The organism is Pseudomonas sp. MWU15-20650, assembly GCF_023242475.1.
Classification (GTDB): Bacteria; Pseudomonadota; Gammaproteobacteria; order Pseudomonadales; family Pseudomonadaceae; genus Aquipseudomonas.
In genome coordinates this window covers 65,409-82,838 of record NZ_JALJFG010000029.1, presented here as the reverse complement: position 1 = coordinate 82,838, position 17,430 = coordinate 65,409, and the positions used below count along the sequence as shown (strand labels likewise).

Annotated in this window: 15 protein-coding genes and 2 pseudogenes; 5 read left to right on the top strand and 12 right to left on the bottom strand. The window is 62.4% G+C overall.

Annotated features, from left to right (window positions below):
• Nucleotides 1-95: 95 nt before the first annotated feature.
• The 9 genes and pseudogenes from M5B43_RS20085 to M5B43_RS20045 all read right to left on the bottom strand — a co-directional run bounded on the left by M5B43_RS20085 (nucleotide 96) and on the right by M5B43_RS20045 (nucleotide 10,693).
• Nucleotides 96-1,073 (bottom strand): NAD(P)-dependent oxidoreductase, encoded by a 978-nt coding sequence (locus tag M5B43_RS20085; protein WP_248751742.1) that lies wholly within the window; start codon nucleotides 1,071-1,073, stop codon nucleotides 96-98.
• The gene (locus tag M5B43_RS20080; protein ID WP_248751741.1) at nucleotides 1,073-2,368 is read right to left on the bottom strand and encodes an MFS transporter; all 1,296 of its coding nucleotides are present in this window, start codon (nucleotides 2,366-2,368) and stop codon (nucleotides 1,073-1,075) included. The genes M5B43_RS20085 and M5B43_RS20080 overlap by 1 nt, the downstream gene beginning before the upstream one ends.
• A 45-nt stretch (nucleotides 2,369-2,413) precedes the next feature.
• Entirely contained in the window at nucleotides 2,414-3,355 is a 942-nt protein-coding gene (locus tag M5B43_RS20075) for a sugar kinase (RefSeq protein WP_248751740.1), read from the bottom strand.
• Nucleotides 3,348-4,130, bottom strand: a complete 783-nt coding sequence (locus tag M5B43_RS20070) for a sugar phosphate isomerase/epimerase (protein WP_248751739.1) — start codon at nucleotides 4,128-4,130, stop codon at nucleotides 3,348-3,350. Before M5B43_RS20070 ends, M5B43_RS20075 begins: the two co-directional genes overlap by 8 nt.
• Nucleotides 4,131-4,213: 83 nt before the next feature.
• Nucleotides 4,214-5,275 (bottom strand): LacI family DNA-binding transcriptional regulator, encoded by a 1,062-nt coding sequence (locus M5B43_RS20065; RefSeq protein WP_349292380.1) that lies wholly within the window; start codon nucleotides 5,273-5,275, stop codon nucleotides 4,214-4,216.
• 202 nt (nucleotides 5,276-5,477) lie between these two features.
• Nucleotides 5,478-5,629: pseudogene (locus M5B43_RS20060) on the bottom strand (AraC family ligand binding domain-containing protein); the annotation flags it as partial.
• 29 nt (nucleotides 5,630-5,658) lie between these two features.
• The gene (locus M5B43_RS20055) at nucleotides 5,659-6,300 is read right to left on the bottom strand and encodes a DUF1345 domain-containing protein (RefSeq protein WP_248751738.1); all 642 of its coding nucleotides are present in this window, start codon (nucleotides 6,298-6,300) and stop codon (nucleotides 5,659-5,661) included.
• Between the two features lie 142 nt (nucleotides 6,301-6,442).
• Nucleotides 6,443-9,532: an efflux RND transporter permease subunit gene (locus tag M5B43_RS20050; RefSeq protein WP_248751737.1), complete on the bottom strand. Its 3,090-nt coding sequence runs from the start codon at nucleotides 9,530-9,532 to the stop codon at nucleotides 6,443-6,445.
• A gap of 6 nt (nucleotides 9,533-9,538) precedes the next feature.
• Nucleotides 9,539-10,693 (bottom strand): efflux RND transporter periplasmic adaptor subunit, encoded by a 1,155-nt coding sequence (locus M5B43_RS20045; RefSeq protein WP_248751736.1) that lies wholly within the window; start codon nucleotides 10,691-10,693, stop codon nucleotides 9,539-9,541.
• Nucleotides 10,694-10,982: 289 nt separating this feature from the next.
• Here M5B43_RS20045 and M5B43_RS20040 point away from each other — a divergent pair, with 289 nt between their 5' ends.
• The 4 genes from M5B43_RS20040 (at nucleotide 10,983) to M5B43_RS20025 (ending at nucleotide 14,698) form a co-directional block, all read left to right on the top strand.
• Complete coding sequence (locus M5B43_RS20040; RefSeq protein ID WP_248751735.1) at nucleotides 10,983-11,684, top strand: response regulator transcription factor; 702 nt, start codon at nucleotides 10,983-10,985, stop codon at nucleotides 11,682-11,684.
• 3 nt (nucleotides 11,685-11,687) lie between these two features.
• Nucleotides 11,688-12,992, top strand: a complete 1,305-nt coding sequence (locus M5B43_RS20035; protein WP_248751734.1) for an ATP-binding protein — start codon at nucleotides 11,688-11,690, stop codon at nucleotides 12,990-12,992.
• A 58-nt stretch (nucleotides 12,993-13,050) separates the two neighbouring features.
• Nucleotides 13,051-13,821 (top strand): class I SAM-dependent methyltransferase, encoded by a 771-nt coding sequence (locus M5B43_RS20030; RefSeq protein ID WP_248751733.1) that lies wholly within the window; start codon nucleotides 13,051-13,053, stop codon nucleotides 13,819-13,821.
• Between the two features lie 91 nt (nucleotides 13,822-13,912).
• Nucleotides 13,913-14,698, top strand: coding sequence for a sulfite exporter TauE/SafE family protein (locus tag M5B43_RS20025; RefSeq protein ID WP_248751732.1), 786 nt, complete (start codon nucleotides 13,913-13,915; stop codon nucleotides 14,696-14,698).
• Here M5B43_RS20025 and M5B43_RS20020 read toward each other — a convergent pair.
• Nucleotides 14,695-14,847, bottom strand: a complete 153-nt coding sequence (locus M5B43_RS20020) for a hypothetical protein (RefSeq protein WP_248751746.1) — start codon at nucleotides 14,845-14,847, stop codon at nucleotides 14,695-14,697. The genes M5B43_RS20025 and M5B43_RS20020 overlap by 4 nt on opposite strands.
• Nucleotides 14,808-14,992: pseudogene (locus tag M5B43_RS20015) on the bottom strand (monooxygenase); the annotation flags it as partial. The pseudogene M5B43_RS20015 and the gene M5B43_RS20020, both read right to left, overlap by 40 nt.
• Nucleotides 14,993-15,258: 266 nt before the next feature.
• Between M5B43_RS20015 and sfnG the strand changes: the two are divergent.
• Nucleotides 15,259-16,344, top strand: coding sequence for a dimethylsulfone monooxygenase SfnG (sfnG, locus tag M5B43_RS20010; protein WP_248751731.1), 1,086 nt, complete (start codon nucleotides 15,259-15,261; stop codon nucleotides 16,342-16,344).
• On the opposite strand, the gene M5B43_RS20005 is transcribed toward sfnG, so the two are convergent.
• Nucleotides 16,328-17,428, bottom strand: coding sequence for a GNAT family N-acetyltransferase/peptidase C39 family protein (locus M5B43_RS20005; protein WP_248751730.1), 1,101 nt, complete (start codon nucleotides 17,426-17,428; stop codon nucleotides 16,328-16,330). The two genes, sfnG and M5B43_RS20005, sit on opposite strands and share 17 nt — an antisense overlap.
• Between the last annotated feature and the right edge of the window lie 2 nt (nucleotides 17,429-17,430).

Sequence of the window (17,430 nt, the reverse complement as noted above, 5' to 3'; positions counted from 1 at the left end):
CTTGCTCCCGATAGCGGTGGATCAGTCAGCTTATCCTCAACTGACCCACTGCCATCGGGACAAGCCCCCCACATTTGTCTATGTCGTGTCAGAAGCTATTGCTTCCAGGCCGCTTGATTGACCAGGTTTTTAGGCTTTTCACCGGCCAAGGCTTGCAGCAGATTGTCCACCGCACACGCGGCCATCGCTTCGCGTGTCTCATGGGTCGCCGAGCCGATATGCGGCGTCGCCACCACATTGTTCAAGCGCAGCAGCGGCGATGCGTGGTCCAGCGGTTCTTTCTCGAACACATCCAACCCGGCCGCGCGGATGGTGCGCTGCTGCAAGGCGTCGACCAGCGCCGCTTCATCCACCACCTTGCCCCTGGAAATGTTGATAAAGATCGTCTCCGGCCCCATCAGCGCGAACGCCTTGGCCCCGATCAGTTGCTCGGTTTCAGCCGTCAACGGCAACGTCAGGCAGACAAAGTCGGCCTCTTTGAGCAAGTCCTGCAGGCTACGGTATTGCGCGCCAAAGCGCGCCTCCACCGTAGGCTTGGGCGAATGGCTGTGGTAGAGCACCGGCATGCCGAAGCCAAAATGCCCGCGCTGGGCCAACGCTTCGCCGATGCGGCCCATGCCGATGATGCCCAGGGTCTTGCCATGCACATCGCTGCCAAAGTGCGCCGGGCCGATGTTTTTGTTCCACTGGCCGGCGCGCACCATGTCCGCCAGTTCGACGACACGCCTGGCTGTTGCCAGGATCAGCGCGAAACCGGTGTCGGCAGTGGTTTCGGTGAGCACATCCGGGGTGTTGCTGAGTAGGATGCCGCGCTGGGTCAGGTAGTCGATGTCGTAGTTGTCGACCCCCACGGAGACACTGGCCACCGCTTCGAGGTTTGGCGCCAGGTCCAGCAACTTGGCGTCCAGGCGCAAGCTGGCACCGAGCAGGCCCTGGGCGCTCGGCAAGGCATCACGCAGCTTGGCCAGGCCGGTTTCATCCAGTGCGTCGATCAGCGTGACCTCGGCCTGCTCCTGCAGGCGAGCCATCAGCTGCGCGGAGAGTTTCTTGTATAACACCACAGACTTTTTCATCAGGATCTGGCCTTCAATTCAAAGTGAGGCACCGGGGCGTGCTTGCGGTCACTGGCGCCGGGCTTGAGAAAAATGGTCAGCACCACCGACAGCAGTAATGCGCCGCTCATCAGCAGGTACGAGGCACCGGGTGAGCCGGTGCTGCTGTTGAGGTAACCCACCAGGTAGGAGCCGCCGAACGAACCCAGCGCGCCCATGCTGTTGATCAGCGCCATGGCGCCACCGGCGACGTTGGCCGGGAGGATTTCCGGAACGATGGCGAAGAACGGGCCGTAGGGTGCATACATGCACGCCCCGGCGATCACCAGCAGGCTGTAGGACCACCAGAAATGTTCGGCCCCCAGTGCGTAGGACGCATAGAAGGCGATGGACGCAATCAACAGCGGCGGCCACACAAAGCGTTTACGTTTTTGCAGTTTGTCCGAGCCCCAGGACACCACGAGCATGCCGATCACGGCTGCCAGGTACGGCAGCGCCGAGAGCCAGCCGGCTTCGACCATGTCCATTTGCAGCCCAGCCTTGAGGATCGACGGCAACCACAGCACAAAGCCATACACCCCGATGCTCCAGCAGAAAAATTGCAGGGCAAGGATGATCACCTTGGGTGAGCGAAAGGCTTCGCCATAGTTCTTCACCGCTTTGATACCGACCTGCTCGGCGGCGAGGGCGGCTTCCAGGCTGTGTTTTTCAGCGTCGTCGAGCCACTTGGCATCCTTGGGACGCTCATCGGCCAGGCGCCACCAGATAAACGCCCAGATCACCGCCGGCAAGCCTTCGACAATAAACATCCAGCGCCAGCTGAAATGCTGCACCAGGTAGCCCGAGACCACCGACATCCAGAGCATGGTCACCGGGTTGCCGAGGATCAGGAAGGTATTGGCCCGCGAGCGTTCGGCACGGGTGAACCAGTGGCACAGGTACACCAGCATGGCCGGCATCACGGCCGCTTCGACCACCCCGAGCATGAAGCGAATGGCAATCAGCATGTAGGCGTTGGACACCACGCCGGTCAGCGTCGCCAAACCGCCCCAGAGGATCAGGCTGACGAAAATCAGCTTCTTGACGCTGCGCTTCTGCGCGTAGAGCGCCCCCGGCACCTGGAAGAAAAAGTAGCCAAGAAAGAACAATGCGCCCAGCAGCGATGACATGCCGGGGGTGATCATCAGGTCTTCGGCCATCCCGGAGGCGGCGGCGAAGCCGTAGTTGGCGCGGTCCAGGTAGGCCAGGCTGTAGGTGATAAACACGATAGGCATGATGTACCACCAACGGCGGGTGGCGAGTTTCACGGTTTCCATGGGGTTGCTCCTGAGCTTGTTGTAGTTGTGGCAACAGGTAGTGGGTTAGGCAACGGATCGGGCAGGTAACTCAGAACGGGTGGGCAGACCTTCCATATCGCCACGGCTTTGCACGGCGCGGCTGCCGATCCAGTTGCCGCGCTGTACCGCCTCGGGGACGCTGAGGTTTTCCAACAGGGCGCTGACCATGCCGACGGCAAAACCATCGCCGGCACCCACGGTGTCCACCACTTTTTCCACCGGCACGGCGGCGACAAAGCCCTGGTCCATGTGGGTGCGGTAGTAGGCCCCATCGGGGCCGAGCTTGATCGCCACGGCTTCGGCGCCTTGGTCGAGGTAAAAGGCGGCGATGTCGGCGGGGGCGTCGAAACCGGTGAGCAAACGGCCTTCGCTCAGGCCCGGCAATACCCAGTCGGCCAGGCCCGCGAGGGTGTTGATCTCGCGGATCATCTGCGCCTGGCTGGCCCACAGTGAAGGGCGCAGGTTCGGGTCGAACGACACGCTGCGCCCGGCCTTGCGCATCTGGGTCATCAGCTCGAAGGAAAGTGCCCGCGTGGCATCGGACAACGCAGGCGGAATTCCGGTGGCGTGCAGGTGGCGGGCTTGCAGCAGCGCGGGGCTGATCGCGGCGATGGACAAATGGCTGGCGGCGGAGCCTTTGCGGAAGTATTCCACCTGGGGATCCGCGCCAGCCTCTTCCCGCGACTTGAGCTGAAACCCTGTGGGGTGCAGTGGGTCCACGGCCACATGGCGGCAATCGAGCCCCTCTTTTTTCAGGGTGTCGACCACAAAGCGCCCGTGGGAATCATTACCCACCCGGCTCAGCCACGCGACGCTGAACCCCAGGCGCGACAAGCCAATGGCGACATTGCTGTCGGCGCCGGCAATGCGTTTGTGAAAGTGCTCGACCTGGGCCAGGTCGCCCGTCTGCTCGGCGACAAACATCGCCATGGTTTCACCAAACGACAGGATATCGATCTCAGACATGGGCATTCTCCACGCGCGGTTGGCCAAGGTGGGCGAGGGTGGCGACCTGCTGGGCGGTGACCTCGATCAGGTCATCGCCCTGCAACGGAAATTCCACGGCCCGGGTAATACCTTGAGTCATATGCTTGAGCAGTTGTTCCCACAGATGCAGGTCGGTGGCGCCAGGCGGTAAGGCGACGAGCTTGCCATCGGCGCGCCGGGCCACGGCCTTGCAGTGCAGGTAGTCCACATGCCGGCCCAGCAGGCGTGCGGCGGTGAGGGCGGACTGGTCCTGCCACTGCCAATTGCCGATGTCGAAGGTCATCTTGACCGGCAGGCCCAGGCGTTCAACCTCGGTGAAAAACCGTTGCATCGGTTCGATGCGCCCGCCGTGCAGGGTCTGGTCGTTTTCCACCAGCAACTTGACCGGGTGGCGATTGAGCTGGGCGTGCAGGCTTTGCAGGTCGTTGGTGTCGGTGAAGTAGCCGAGGGAAACCTTCAACCAGCCCGACCCGAAGGCGTGGGCGCGGTCCAGGGTCGCGGCGAGGTCGGCATTGGGCTGGGCGCGGCCGGCGACCCAGAGTTCAAGGGGCGAGGAAAATACCGACTCTAAACCGTGCTCGGCGGCGGCCTGGGCCAAGGTGGCGGGGTGCTCGGTGGTCAGCAGTTCTTCACGCCACTCGATGCGCTGGGCACCGGCAGTGCTCAGCAGTTCGACAAAACTCAACTGGCCTTGCTGGCGGACAAAGTCGGCGCCGTAGCTGGAAAGGCTGATGGAGACGGGGTATTTGTGCATTGTTATTACCTCTGAAACCGGTTTCATTTTCATGCGCAGAACACAATGTGGGAGAGGGCTTGCTCCCGATTGCGGTATGTCTGTCAACTTATCTGTAGCTGACCCACTGCTATCGGGAGCAAGCCCCCTCTCACAGGGAGTTGAGTCGAGCCGCGAATGATCAGCTCGGGCGAGAAATCCAGGGTGCGGGTCGGGGCGGTATCGCCGCGCAAGCGCTTGAGCAAACAGTCGAACGCACTGGCGCCGATCGCTTGCGTCGGCTGGGCGAGGGCGGTGATGCCGTTACCCACCAGCGGGTACCAGTCCAGGTCATCCAGGGCGATCAAGCCCACCTCGCCGAACAGGTCGCAGCCCAGGGCCTTGAGCGCATGGGTGCAGGCCAGTGCCGCTACGCCGTTGGCGCAAAACAGTGCCTTGAGACCGGGTTTGGCGAGAAAGGCTTGCAGACGGTTTTGCAGTTCGCCATCCAGTTCAACCACGGCACCTGTCAACGCCGGGCGCTGGGCAATCTCGGCGTTGAAACTCTCCAGGCGCTCCAGCCGTGAGCTGGTGCCATCGGTGGCCTCGCTCACCAACAACACGTCGCGATAACCCTGCTGCTCCAGGTGTTCCACCGCCATACGCACCGCCGCGGGGTTATCCAGGCCCACCAGATCGCTGTGCAACGGCGCGACCTTGCGGTCCACCAGCACCAGGGGCATTTCCCGTTGCAGTTCCAGCAGTTGGTCGAGGTGATGGCCCAGGGTGTTCACGATCAAGCCTTCGATGTTGTACGAGCGCAGCGCGGCCAGGTGCTGGCGCTCCTGCTCGTCATCGCGGTCGGTGTTGCACACCACCAGGCTGTAGCCGTGCTGGCGACAGGCGGTTTCGACGCCGTGCATCACGGCAATGGAATAGGGGTTGCGGATATCCGCCACCAGCATGCCGATCAGGCGTGTGCGCCCACGCTTGAGGCCACGGGCCATCTGGTTGGGGCGGTAGCCGAGTTCGGCGATGGCCTGTTCGATGCGCAGGGCGATGGCATCGGAGAGCAGGGCGCGGTCATCGCCGATAAAGCGCGACACGCTGGCCTTGGACACACCGGCGCGCTCGGCGACATCGAGCATGGTCACGCGGCTGCGCTGGGCAGCGGAGAATGAGGTCACGGTAACGCCTTTCTTATTGGAATGGGTAACGGGTTGAAACCGGTTTCAGAAAACACTAGCCCATCCTCTTCGTCAAGAGAATCTTGGTCGGGTGTCGCCACTGGTTGGTAGGAGGAAAGCAGGCGAGCGGTACTCCTACCTGTGAGTTTTGACAGTATCGGCTGGACCGGAGGAGGTGTTCAATGACCCCAACAGAACCTCTGGCATTGCCATCGTGGAGTTCGCCAGGTTCCAGCAGGAACACCTGACCCGGTACGCTGTCATGCCGCATGCGCCGGCAGTTGAATTGCTGCACGCCTTGTTCGGTGACGCCTACCAGGTAGCTGTCGTGCCATGTGGGTCATACGCATGGCCGCAGTGAGGGTCTAGAAGGTTTGTGCAGCCTAGCCAAACAACCCGGCGGCGATGTTGATCGAGAAACCCAGAATCGCCGTGTTGAACAGAAACCCGATCAACGATTGCCCCAGCACCACTTTGCGCATGCTGCGCGTTGCAACGCCCACGTCCGCGGTTTGCACGGCCACGCCGATGGTGAAAGAGAAGTACAGGAAGTCCCAGTAATTGGGCGTGCGCAGGTCTTCGGCAAAACGCAGTGCCGGCTCCTTGCCCTCCCAGTTGTAAAACAGTCGAGCGTAATGCACGCTGAAAATCATGCCGATCAGCAGCCAGGAACCGATCACGGTCACGCCGGTAAAGGCGTAATGCAGCAGGCGTTCGGTGCTGGCCAGGTCCTTGGTGCCCACCAACTCGAAGGTGATGGTTGCCAGGCTGGCGATCGCGGAGATGCACACCATGAACAGCACGAGGCTGGCGTTCTCATCCTCGACTTCAGCAATGCGCCTTACATCTTCGGCCTTGGCGCGGATGGTCAGCCACAGCATCAGCGCCAGGTAGGTCCAGACGCCGGCGTTCCAGCCGATCAGGATTTTGCTGACAAGGGTATCGGCCGGCGCCAGGATGCCGACGGCAAGGCCGAGCACAGAGGCAGCGGAGAGGCGAGGGTGGGTACGGGCGAGGAAGGGCATGGCAGCTCACAAATGGCTATTTGTGAGCACCTTAGCGCATTCTGAATCTTCTGACTCACTGGCTACCTTGTCTGTGGTGAGCAGGCTTGCCCCGCTCGCCACAGGTTATCGGTTGCTTGTTCTAGCGCCTAACTGACTGGCATCAGGGCTTTTTGCGTACCAACTTCATCACCACCACAAAAAACACCGGTACAAACACGACCGCCAGTGTCGCGGTGATCATCCCGCCAATCACGCCGGTACCAATCGCCTGCTGGCTTGCCGAACTGGCACCTGTGGCAATCGCCAACGGCACCACGCCGAGGATAAACGCCAGCGAGGTCATGATGATCGGCCGCAGACGCAACCGCGCAGCCTTCAAGGTGGCGTCGATCAAGTCTTCACCCTGGTCATACAAATCCTTGGCAAATTCGATGATCAAGATCGCGTTCTTCGCCGACAGGCCGATGATGGTGATCAAGCCGACCTTGAAGAACACATCGTTGGGCATCCCGCGCAGGGACACGGCCAAAACCGCGCCGAGCACACCCAGTGGCACCACCAGCAACACCGACGTCGGGATCGACCAACTCTCATACAGCGCGGCCAGGCACAGGAACACAATCAGCAACGACAGGCCCAGCAGCAGCGGTGCCTGGGAACCCGACAGGCGCTCCTGCAATGACAACCCGGTCCATTCCTGGCCCAGGCCGGCAGGCAGTTGGCCGACCAGGCGCTGGACTTCTTCCATCGCCTCGCCGGTGCTGTGCCCGGGTGCCGCTTCGCCGCTGATGGCGATGGCCGGGTAACCGTTGTAACGCGTCAGCTGCGCCGGGCCCTGGGTCCACTTGGCTTCGACAAACGCCGACAACGGCACCATCTTCCCGGCGTTGTTACGCACGTTGATCTTCATCAGGTCGGCCACCTGGCTGCGCTGGTCACCCTCGGCCTGCACCACCACCCGTTGCATGCGGCCCTGGTTGGGGAAGTCGTTGATATACGCCGAGCCGATGGCCGACGACAGCACATTGCCCACATCGGCAAACGAGACACCCAGGGCGTTGGCCTGCTTGCGGTCGACTTCCAGCTGCACTTGCGGCGCTTCGGCCAGGGCGCTTTCGCGCACATTGGCCAGGATCGGGCTTTTCGCCGCTGCCTCCAGCAATTCGGTACGCGCGGCCATCAACCCGGCATGGCCGACACCGCCACGGTCCTGCAAACGGAACTCGAAACCACTGGAGGTCCCCAGGCCGTCCACCGGTGGCGGCAGGATCGCATAGGCAATCGCGTCCTTGAGTTCGCTGAAGGCCATGTTGGCGCGGTCGGCAATCGACGACGCCGAGTCATCGCTGCCACGCTGCGACCAGTCCTTGAGCGTGGTAAAGGCCAACGCCGCGTTCTGCCCGGAACCGGAGAAACTGAAGCCCATGATCATGGTGGTGTCACCCACGCCCGGCTCTTCGGCGTTGTGCGCTTCGATCTGCTCGGCCACCTGCACCGTGCGGTTCTTGCTGGCGCCCGGCGGCAGCTGGATATCGGTGATGGTGTAACCCTGGTCTTCCACGGGCAGGAACGAGGAGGGCAGGCGGCTGAACAGCACCCCCATGCCCACCAGCAGTACCAGGTAGATCAACAGGTAGCGGCCGCTGCGCTTGAGCGCATACGCCACCCAACCTTCATAGCGGTCGGTGAGCTGTTCGAAGCGCCGGTTGAACCCGCCAAAGAACCCACCCTTGGCGTGGTGCTCGCCCTTGGCAATCGGCTTGAGCAAGGTGGCGCACAGGGCCGGGGTCAAGGTCAGGGCGAGGAACGCCGAGAACAGGATCGAGGTGGCCATCGACAGCGAGAACTGCTGGTAGATCACCCCCACTGAACCGGGCATGAAGGCCATCGGCAGGAACACCGCGACCAATACCAGGGTGATGCCGACGATGGCCCCCGTGATCTGGCCCATGGCTTTCTTCGTCGCGTCTTTGGGCGACAGGCCCTCGGTGGCCATGATCCGCTCGACGTTTTCCACCACCACAATCGCATCGTCCACCAGGATACCGATCGCCAGTACCATGCCGAACATGGTCAGTACGTTGATCGAGAAGCCCAGCAGCAACATGGTGGCGAAGGTGCCCATCAACGCAATCGGTACCACCAGGGTCGGGATCAAGGTGTAGCGCACGTTCTGCAAGAACAGGAACATCACCGCAAACACCAGCGCCATGGCCTCAAGCAGGGTGTAGACCACCTTGGTGATCGAGACTTTGACGAACGGCGAGGTGTCGTACGGGATCTTGTATTCCACATTGGCCGGGAAGTAGCGCGACAGCTCGTCCATCTTCGCCCGCACCAGGGTGGCGGTGTTCAGCGCATTGGCCCCCGGCGACAGCTGCACGCTGACGGCGGTGGAGGGCTTGCCGTTCAGGCGCGTGGAGAATTGGTATTCCTGGCTGCCGATTTCCACCCGCGCCACATCGCCGATGCGCACGGTGGAACCGTCGGGGTTGGCCTTGAGCACGATGTCGGCGAATTCCGCCGGCGTCGACAGCTGGCCCTTGACCAAAATGGCGGCAGTGATTTCCTGGGTCTTGGTCCCCGGCAAATCACCAATGCTGCCCGCCGAGACCTGGGCGTTCTGTGCGCTGATCGCGGCGTTGACGTCGGCCGGGGTCAGGTTGAAGCCAATCAGCTTCTGCGGGTCGATCCAGATGCGCATGGCCCGTTCGGCACCATACAACTGCGCCTTGCCCACGCCGTCGAGGCGCTTGAGTTCGTTCATCACGTTGCGCGCCAGGTAATCGCTGAGCGCCACGTCATTGAGTTTGCCGTCGCTGGAGGTCAAGGTCACCAGCAGCAGGAAACCGGCGGACACTTTCTCCACCTGCAACCCTTGCTGGGTCACAGCTTGAGGCAAGCGTGGCTCCACGGCCTTGAGGCGGTTTTGTACATCAACCTGGGCCATTTCCGGGTTGGTGCCCGGTTGGAAGGTGGCGGTAATCGTCGCCGATCCCAGGCTGCTCTGGGACTCGAAGTACAGCAGGTGATCGGCGCCGTTGAGCTCTTGCTCGATCAGGCTGACCACGCTTTCGTCCAGGGTCTGGGCCGACGCACCCGGGTACACCGCGTAGATTTCCACCTTCGGCGGTGCGACGTTAGGGTACTGGGCCACCGGCAACTGCGGAATGGCCAGTGCACCGGCCAGCAGGATGAACAGGGCCACCACCCAGGCGAACACCGGGCGGTCAATAAAGAACTGCGGCATGACGGGTTATTCCTTTGCGAGCGGGCCGGAGGCTGGGCTGTCGTCCACTTCCACTTTTTCACCGGGGCGTGCGTGTTGCAGGCCCTCGACGATGATGCGGTCGCCGGGCTTGAGGCCGCTGCTGACGATCCAACGGTCCTCGATCACCGCGCCCAATTCCACCGGTTGCTGGCTGACAGTTTGTTCAGCGTCCAGCAGCAACACCATGGGGATACCGGCGCTGTCACGGGTGATGGCGCGTTGCGGCACGCTGATGCCTTGGCGGTCGACGGCTTGCTCCAGGCGCACGCGCACAAAACTGCCGGGCAACAGGTCCAGGTCCGGGTTGGGGAACTCGCTGCGCAGGATGATCTGCCCGGTGCCCGGGTCCACGCTGATCTCGGCGAAGAGCAGTTTGCCCGGCAACGGGTAGAGGCTGCCGTCATCCTGGATCAGGGTGGCCTTGGCCTGGTCCTGGCCCACCTGTTTAAGGCTGCCGGCACGGAAGGCGCGACGCAGGTCGTTCAGCTCGCGGGTGGACTGGGTGAGGTCGGCGTGGATCGGGTCCAGTTGCTGGATGATCGCCAGCGGCGTGGCTTCGTTCTGGCCGACCAACGCGCCTTCGGTCACCAGCGCGCGGCCGATGCGCCCGGAAATCGGCGCGGTCACGGTGGCGTAGCCCAGGTTCAATTTGGCACGCTCGACGGCGGCCTTGTTGGCGGCGACTTCGGCATTGGTCTGGCGTACGGCGGCGCGTGCGTTGTCGTAGTCCTGGCCGCTGATCGCGTTGCCTTCGATCAACTGGCTGTAGCGCTGTTCTTGCAGGCGTGCCTGGAACGCGTTGGCTTCTGCCTTGCTCAGGTTGGCCTGGGCACTGTCCAGGTCAGCCTTGAAGGGCGCCGGGTCAATACGGAACAGCACGTCGCCCTGTTTTACGTCGTGGCCTTCCTTGAACACCCGCTGCATGACCACGCCAGCCACCCGCGCCCGCACTTCGGCAATGCGCGGTGCGGCGATGCGCCCGCTCAATTCGCTGGTAATGGAAAGCGGCTTGGCCTGCAGGGTTTCGATCCGCACTTTGGCCAGGGGCATTTCCGGCGCCTCATCGGCCGACTGGCCACAGGCGCTCAGGGCCAGGGTGAGGGCCAACAGGCAAAACGGCGCAAAAAAATTCTTCGACATGCTCTTATCCCAATATTGACTGGCGCATCCTAAGGTCACCTGCGCCGTGGTGCTGTGAAGCTGTGTAGCTCGTCTGTGAAGAAATGTAAGGTACGGCGCGCGTGGCGTCGGGGGCGTATATCCTTGCACAACCTTGCTTACAATGAAGATCAAATGTGGGAGGGGGCTTGCTCCCGATGACGGAGTACCAGTCAATCGATTCGTTGGCTGATCCACCGCTATCGGGAGCAAGCCCCCTCCCACATGGGTTTTGTGTACGACTTATCAGTGTATTTTCTGGAAACACCCTATGCCCAACATCCTTCTGGTCGAAGACGACGCCGCACTCTCCGAGTTGATTGCCAGCTACCTGGAACGCAATGGCTACCACGTCAGTGTGCTCAGCCGTGGCGATCACGTTCGCGAACGCGCGCGCCTCAACCCGCCGGACCTGGTGATCCTCGACCTGATGCTCCCGGGCCTCGATGGCCTGCAAGTCTGCCGCTTGCTGCGCGCCGACTCGGCGGGCCTGCCGATCCTGATGCTGACCGCCCGCGACGACAGTCACGACCAGGTGCTGGGCCTGGAAATGGGCGCCGATGACTATGTCACCAAGCCCTGTGAACCGCGCGTTCTGCTCGCCCGGGTGCGTACGCTGTTGCGCCGCAGCAGCCTGTCCGAACCCCAGGTGGCCAGCGACCAGATCACCATGGGCAATCTGTGCATCGACCTGTCGGAACGCACCGTGACCTGGCGTGAGCAAGCGGTGGAGCTGTCCAGCGGTGAATACAACTTGCTGGTGGTGTTGGCGCGGCATGCCGGTGAAGTGCTCAGCCGCGACCAGATCCTGCAACGCTTGCGCGGCATTGAGTTCAACGGCACGGATCGCTCGGTGGACGTGGCTATTTCCAAGTTGCGACGCAAATTCGATGACCACGCCGGCGAGGCGCGCAAGATCAAGACGGTGTGGGGCAAAGGCTACCTGTTCAGTCGTTCCGAGTGGGAATGCTGATCGATGTTTCGTGTACTGCTACGTCTCTACCTGATCACCATCGTCACCTACAGTGCGGCCATCTTCCTGATTCCCAAGCTGGTGATTCAGCTGTTTGAACACCGCTACATGGACTACAACGTCGAACAGTCCCGTGGCTTGCAAAGCCTTATCGTCAAGCAATACCAGCAAGTGCCGGTGGAGCATTGGTCGCAGGTCACCGACCAATTGAGCCGCGACTTTGCGCCGTTGAAGGTGCAGCTGCTGCTGCGCCAGGATGCCCGCTATACGCCGCAGGAAGAACTGCTGCTGGAGCATGGCAAGCCGGTGGTCCGCCTGGGCGAGTGGGGCTGGATGGACGAAGTCAGTTCGCCGATCAACGAGCAATTCGCCGTCAAGCTGACCATTCCGCCGGACCCGCTGGACATGAACCTGCTGTACTGGTCGATGAACGTGCTCATCGGCGCCGCATTGTTGGCCTGTCTGTTGTACTGGCTGCGCCCGCACTGGCGTGACCTGGAGCGCCTGAAAAGCACCGCTGCGCAATTGGGCAAGGGCAACCTGGCCGAGCGCACGCGCATTCCGCCCCGTTCCAATATCGGTAGCCTGGCGGCGGTGTTCGACACCATGGCGGACGACTTCGAGCACCTGTTGAACCAGCAGCGTGACTTGCTCAATGCGGTCTCCCACGAACTGCGCACACCGTTGACCCGCTTGGATTTCGGCTTGGCCCTGGCGCTTTCCGAGGACCTGCCCCAGGCCAGTCGCGAGCGCCTGCAAAGCCTGGTGGCGCATATTCGTGAGCTGGATGAGCTGGTGTTGGAATTGCTGTCCTACAGCCGCCTGCAAAACCCGGCGCAGCTGCCGGAGCGGGTGGACGTGGTGCTCGATGAGTTTATCGACAGCGTACTGGGCAGCGTCGATGACGAATTGGAAAACCCCGAGATTGTCATCGACGTGGCGCTCGACTGTACCGTGGAGCGCTTCAGCCTCGACCCGCGCCTCACCGCCCGCGCCTTGCAGAACCTGTTGCGCAATGCCACGCGTTATTGCGACAAGCGCATCCAGGTAGGGGTCAAGGTGTGCCCCAATGGGTGTGAAATCTGGGTAGATGACGATGGCATCGGCATACCGGTGGATCAGCGCGAGCGCATCTTCGAGCCGTTTTACCGCCTTGATCGCAGCCGCGACCGCGCCACCGGTGGTTTTGGCCTGGGGCTGGCGATCAGCCGACGTGCGATGGAAGCCCAAGGCGGCACCCTGACGGCCCTGGCGTCGCCGCTGGGCGGGGCGCGGTTTCGCCTGTGGTTGCCCACGAAGGTCGATTAGAAAATCGGCAGGGAAGGGCGCACACTGTGCGCCCGCGATACCCGAGGAGAGATTGGCAATGACTGATGTTCACCCGTCTGCTCAACACGGTTTCTCTACCCAGGCCGTCACCTACGCCCAAGGCCGGCCGGACTACCCCCGTCAACTGACCGGCTGGCTGGCCGACGCGCTGCATATCAACGCGCAGTCGACCGTCATCGACCTGGGCGCCGGCACCGGCAAGTTCACCCGGCTGCTCAGCACCCTGGCGCCGACGCTGATTGCGGTCGAGCCGGTGGCGGCAATGGGCGCGCAGTTGACCAAACTGCTGCCGGACGTGCGCCTGGTCGACGGCACCGCCGAATCCATCCCGCTCCCGTCCGCCAGCGCTGACGCAGTGGTCTGCGCGCAGGCGTTCCACTGGTTTTCCACCCGCGCCGCGCTGGCGGACATTCACCGCGTGCTCAAGCCCGGAGGGCGCCTGGGGCTGGTGTGGAATGTGCGGGACGAGTCGGTGGATTGGGTGGCGGCCATTACCCAAATCATCACGCCTTACGAAGGGGATACGCCGCGCTTTCACACCGGCCGTTGGCGCGAGGCGTTCACCGGCGAGTATTTTTCCGACCCCAAAATGATCTGTTTTCCGTACAGCCATGTCGGCAGCCCGCAGGAAGTGATCATGGACCGCTTCCTCTCGGTGAGCTTCATTGCCGCGCTGCCCGCGTCGGAAAAAGCCCGAGTGACCGAGCAATTGCGCAGGTTGATCGACACCCACCCGGCGTTGAAGGGGCGCGACACCGTGGCCTTCCCGTACCAGACCCAGGCTTACGTGTGTAACCGACTGAGCTAAAAGGCATAAAGTCAGATCATATTGGTATAAGTCGTTATAAGAAAAATCGCTATCCTGCCGCCAGAAATTTATAAGGCCGCAGGTAGTTGTAATGGATGTGGGGAATATTGGTTTCGTTGTCGCCGGCCTGATCGTTGGGTTCATCGTGGGCATGACCGGTGTCGGTGGGGGCTCGTTGATGACCCCGATCCTGTTGTGGTTCGGCATCAACCCGGCCACCGCCGTGGGCACCGACCTGTTGTACGCCGCCATCACCAAGTCGGGTGGGGTGCTGGTGCACAGCAAGAACAGGAACATCGACTGGCGCATCACCGGCTGGCTGACCCTGGGCAGCGTGCCTGCGGTGTTGCTGACGTTGTGGTTCCTGGCCAGCCTGCACACCGACCCCAGCGCGATGAACGCCGTGATCAAGCAGGCCCTTGGCGTGGTGCTGCTGCTGACGGCCCTGGCGATCCTGTTCAAGAAAAGCCTGTTGGCCTTCGCCCAGCGCCATGCCGGCGATGATTACCACATGAGCTCGCGCAACCTGAACGCATTGACGGTGGTCACCGGCGCCATCCTCGGCACCATGGTTGCCCTGACCTCGATCGGCGCCGGCGCCCTTGGCACCGTCGCGCTGTTTATCCTGTACCCCTTCCTGGCCACGCGCCGCCTGGTCGGCACCGAAATCGCCCACGCCGTGCCCCTGACCCTGGTGGCGGGCCTGGGTCACGCCAGCATGGGCAATATGGACTGGCACCTGCTGGGCTTTTTGCTGATGGGGTCGCTGCCGGGGATTTACCTGGGTAGCCACATGACCGGCAAAGTCCCGGACGGCGTATTGCGCCCGTGCCTGGCGGTCATGTTGATGACCATCGGTTACAAGCTGGCGTTTTAAGCCTTGGCCGGGCCGTTGCCGATCTGCCATACAAACGGCGGTTCGGTGCCATTGATCACCCAGTCGCCAACGATCCGAGCCTTGTAGATCACCGGGTTGTGGGACGACACGGTACGCGCACCGCGCCAAAACCGGCTTCCTTGAGCCATTGGACCGGACATAGGGCAGGGTGCGGCTGTGTTCGCGCTCAACCGCGCCCTCGGCGATACGCTGGAAGATCGGTCGCAAACGTGCGGCCAGCGTGGGGTAGTCGATGCCGGTAGACAGCGGATTGATGACGTGGTGTTCGGTCATGGGGATGGCTCCTTGGCTGTAGACGCGTGTCCTGGAGGTTGCACAGTCCGTGCCGGGGTTTTGATCCTGTAATTGCGGGGCCTGAACGTTATCTGCTGTTGCTCCAGCAACAGCGGATCGACAAACCCGTGCGATCCATGACATTAGCCCGGAGTTGTTCCAGTGCCCGGTTTTTTCCGCCAGCGCCCAAGGGGCGGGGCTTTGCCACTGCCTGGCACGCTTGCTGCTCAAGCCTTCGTACAACCCTTTCTGCGAGGTACTGTTCGATGAGTCAGCAAGCCGTGAAATTTGCCTATTGGGTGCCCAACGTCAGCGGGGGGCTGGTGGTCAGCAAGATCGAACAACGCACCCACTGGGGCATCGACTACAACCGCAAGTTGGCGCAACTGGCCGAAGCCGCCGGCTTCGAATATGGCCTGACCCAGATTCGCTTCACCGCCGGCTATGGCGCGCAGAACCAGCATGAATCCGTGGCGTTCAGCCATGCCCTGCTGGCCGCGACCACCAAGCTCAAGGTGATCGCCGCGATCCTGCCCGGCCCGTGGCAACCGGCGTTGGCAGCCAAGCAACTGGCGACCATCGACCAACTCACCAACGGCCGCATCGCGGTGAATATCGTCAGCGGCTGGTTCAAGGGTGAGTTCCAGGCGATTGGCGAGCATTGGCTGGAGCACGATGAGCGCTATCGCCGTTCCGAAGAATTTATCCGTGCCCTCAAAGGCATCTGGACCCAGGACGACTTTACCTTCAAGGGCGACTTCTATCGCTTCAACCAGTACACCCTCAAGCCCAAGCCACTGGGCCAGCCGGAGATTTTCCAGGGCGGCAGTTCACGGGCGGCGCGGGATATGGCCGCGCGCGTGTCGGACTGGTATTTCACCAACGGCAACACGCCGGAAGGCATCAAGGCCCAGGTCGATGATATTCGCGCCAAGGCCGCTGCCAATGCTCATTCGGTGAAGGTCGGGGTGAACGCCTTTGTGATCGCCCGCGACACCGAGGAAGAAGCCCGCGCCGTCCTGGCGCAAATCATCGACAAGGCCGACCCGGAAGCGGTCAACGCCTTTGGCGACGCGGCCAAACAAGCGGGCAAGGCCTCACCGGAAGGCGAGGGCAATTGGGCCAAGTCCAGCTTTGAGGACCTGGTGCAGTACAACGATGGCTTCAAGACCAACCTGATCGGCACGCCGCAGCAAATCGCCGAACGGATCGTCGCGCTCAAGGCCGTGGGCGTGGACCTGGTGCTCGCGGGCTTCCTGCACTTCCAGGAAGAGGTGGAATACTTCGGCAAACGCGTCCTGCCGCTGGTACGCGAACTGGAAGCCAAGGCCGGCATCAAGCAAGTGGCTTGAACAGCACCACCGCCGCCCGCAGCTTGTTGCTGCCGAAGCGGCACATGCGCTCGAACTCCCCATGGCTGACGGGCAAATGCTGGCAGTCCAGGGGCTGGCGGTGCTGGCTGTGGTCCACGTCCGGGTCATGCAGGTAGACGAAGTCCTCGTCGCAGTCGGTGACCATCACCCAGTGCGGTGACTTGGAACGGGTGAGACGGTAGCTGCTGATCAGCACCAGCGGTTGGCCGCCCTCGCGCAGTACATGGGGTAAATCCAGGGTGCTGCCGAACACGTGCTCAACGTCACTGCCTGCCAGTTCTTCCTCGAACGCGGCGTGCACCAGGCGCATCACGTCCTTTTTATGCGGGTCGCGCACGCCATCGAGAAACAGCGGCCCGCGCACGTTGACCTGCATGCGCACGCCAAAGCCGCGGCGCCAGGCCGCCAGCGCCAGCCCTTGTGGGCTACAGCCGCCATGGCCGGCGGTCATGAATACGGTGGTGGCTTCACGCCAGATTTGCAGCTCTTCGCGACGCTGAGCGAGGCGCCCAGGCACCAGGGCGCCCATGGCCATCAACAGGCACGCGGCGCCACAGGTGAAGTCGGTGGTCTGTTGGTAATACGGCACGCTCTGCGGGCGTGCATCCTGGTGCTGGACGATGCGCTTTTCCAGGCGCAGGGCGGCGCTGTGGTCCTCGTAGTAATCATTGATCACTGCGAAGCGCCGGTAGCCACTGCGCTCATACAAGGCGAGGGCGCCGGGGTTGTCGGTACGCACTTCCAGGCGTAGGTACGCACAGTCGTGCTCCACGGCGCAGGCTTCGATGCGGGTGAGTAACTGCCTGCCCAGGCCGATGCCGCGCGCGTGCTCGGCGATGGCGATGGAGTACAGGCGCGCCAATGAGGTGCCGCGATGGAACAACACCAGCGCATAGCCGAGCAATTGCCCGTCCTGCTCCGCCACCAGTAACTGGCCATGGGCCCGGCTGACCATCCACTGGAAGCTGCGCGATGAGAGCCGGTCGGTGGTGAAACAATGCTGTTCCAGTGCCACCAATGCCGGCACATCGCAGGGTGTTGCAACGCGAAAGAAAAGAGCCATGA

Coding starts and splice junctions, on each gene's coding strand:
- M5B43_RS20085 (WP_248751742.1), bottom strand. CDS start 1,073: ATGAAAAAGTCTGTGGTGTTATACAAGAAACTCTCCGCGCAGCTGATG.
- M5B43_RS20080 (WP_248751741.1), bottom strand. CDS start 2,368: ATGGAAACCGTGAAACTCGCCACCCGCCGTTGGTGGTACATCATGCCT.
- M5B43_RS20075 (WP_248751740.1), bottom strand. CDS start 3,355: ATGTCTGAGATCGATATCCTGTCGTTTGGTGAAACCATGGCGATGTTT.
- M5B43_RS20070 (WP_248751739.1), bottom strand. CDS start 4,130: ATGCACAAATACCCCGTCTCCATCAGCCTTTCCAGCTACGGCGCCGAC.
- M5B43_RS20055 (WP_248751738.1), bottom strand. CDS start 6,300: ATGCCCTTCCTCGCCCGTACCCACCCTCGCCTCTCCGCTGCCTCTGTG.
- M5B43_RS20050 (WP_248751737.1), bottom strand. CDS start 9,532: ATGCCGCAGTTCTTTATTGACCGCCCGGTGTTCGCCTGGGTGGTGGCC.
- M5B43_RS20045 (WP_248751736.1), bottom strand. CDS start 10,693: ATGTCGAAGAATTTTTTTGCGCCGTTTTGCCTGTTGGCCCTCACCCTG.
- M5B43_RS20040 (WP_248751735.1), top strand. CDS start 10,983: ATGCCCAACATCCTTCTGGTCGAAGACGACGCCGCACTCTCCGAGTTG.
- M5B43_RS20035 (WP_248751734.1), top strand. CDS start 11,688: ATGTTTCGTGTACTGCTACGTCTCTACCTGATCACCATCGTCACCTAC.
- M5B43_RS20030 (WP_248751733.1), top strand. CDS start 13,051: ATGACTGATGTTCACCCGTCTGCTCAACACGGTTTCTCTACCCAGGCC.
- M5B43_RS20025 (WP_248751732.1), top strand. CDS start 13,913: ATGGATGTGGGGAATATTGGTTTCGTTGTCGCCGGCCTGATCGTTGGG.
- M5B43_RS20020 (WP_248751746.1), bottom strand. CDS start 14,847: ATGGCTCAAGGAAGCCGGTTTTGGCGCGGTGCGCGTACCGTGTCGTCC.
- sfnG (WP_248751731.1), top strand. CDS start 15,259: ATGAGTCAGCAAGCCGTGAAATTTGCCTATTGGGTGCCCAACGTCAGC.
- M5B43_RS20005 (WP_248751730.1), bottom strand. CDS start 17,428: ATGGCTCTTTTCTTTCGCGTTGCAACACCCTGCGATGTGCCGGCATTG.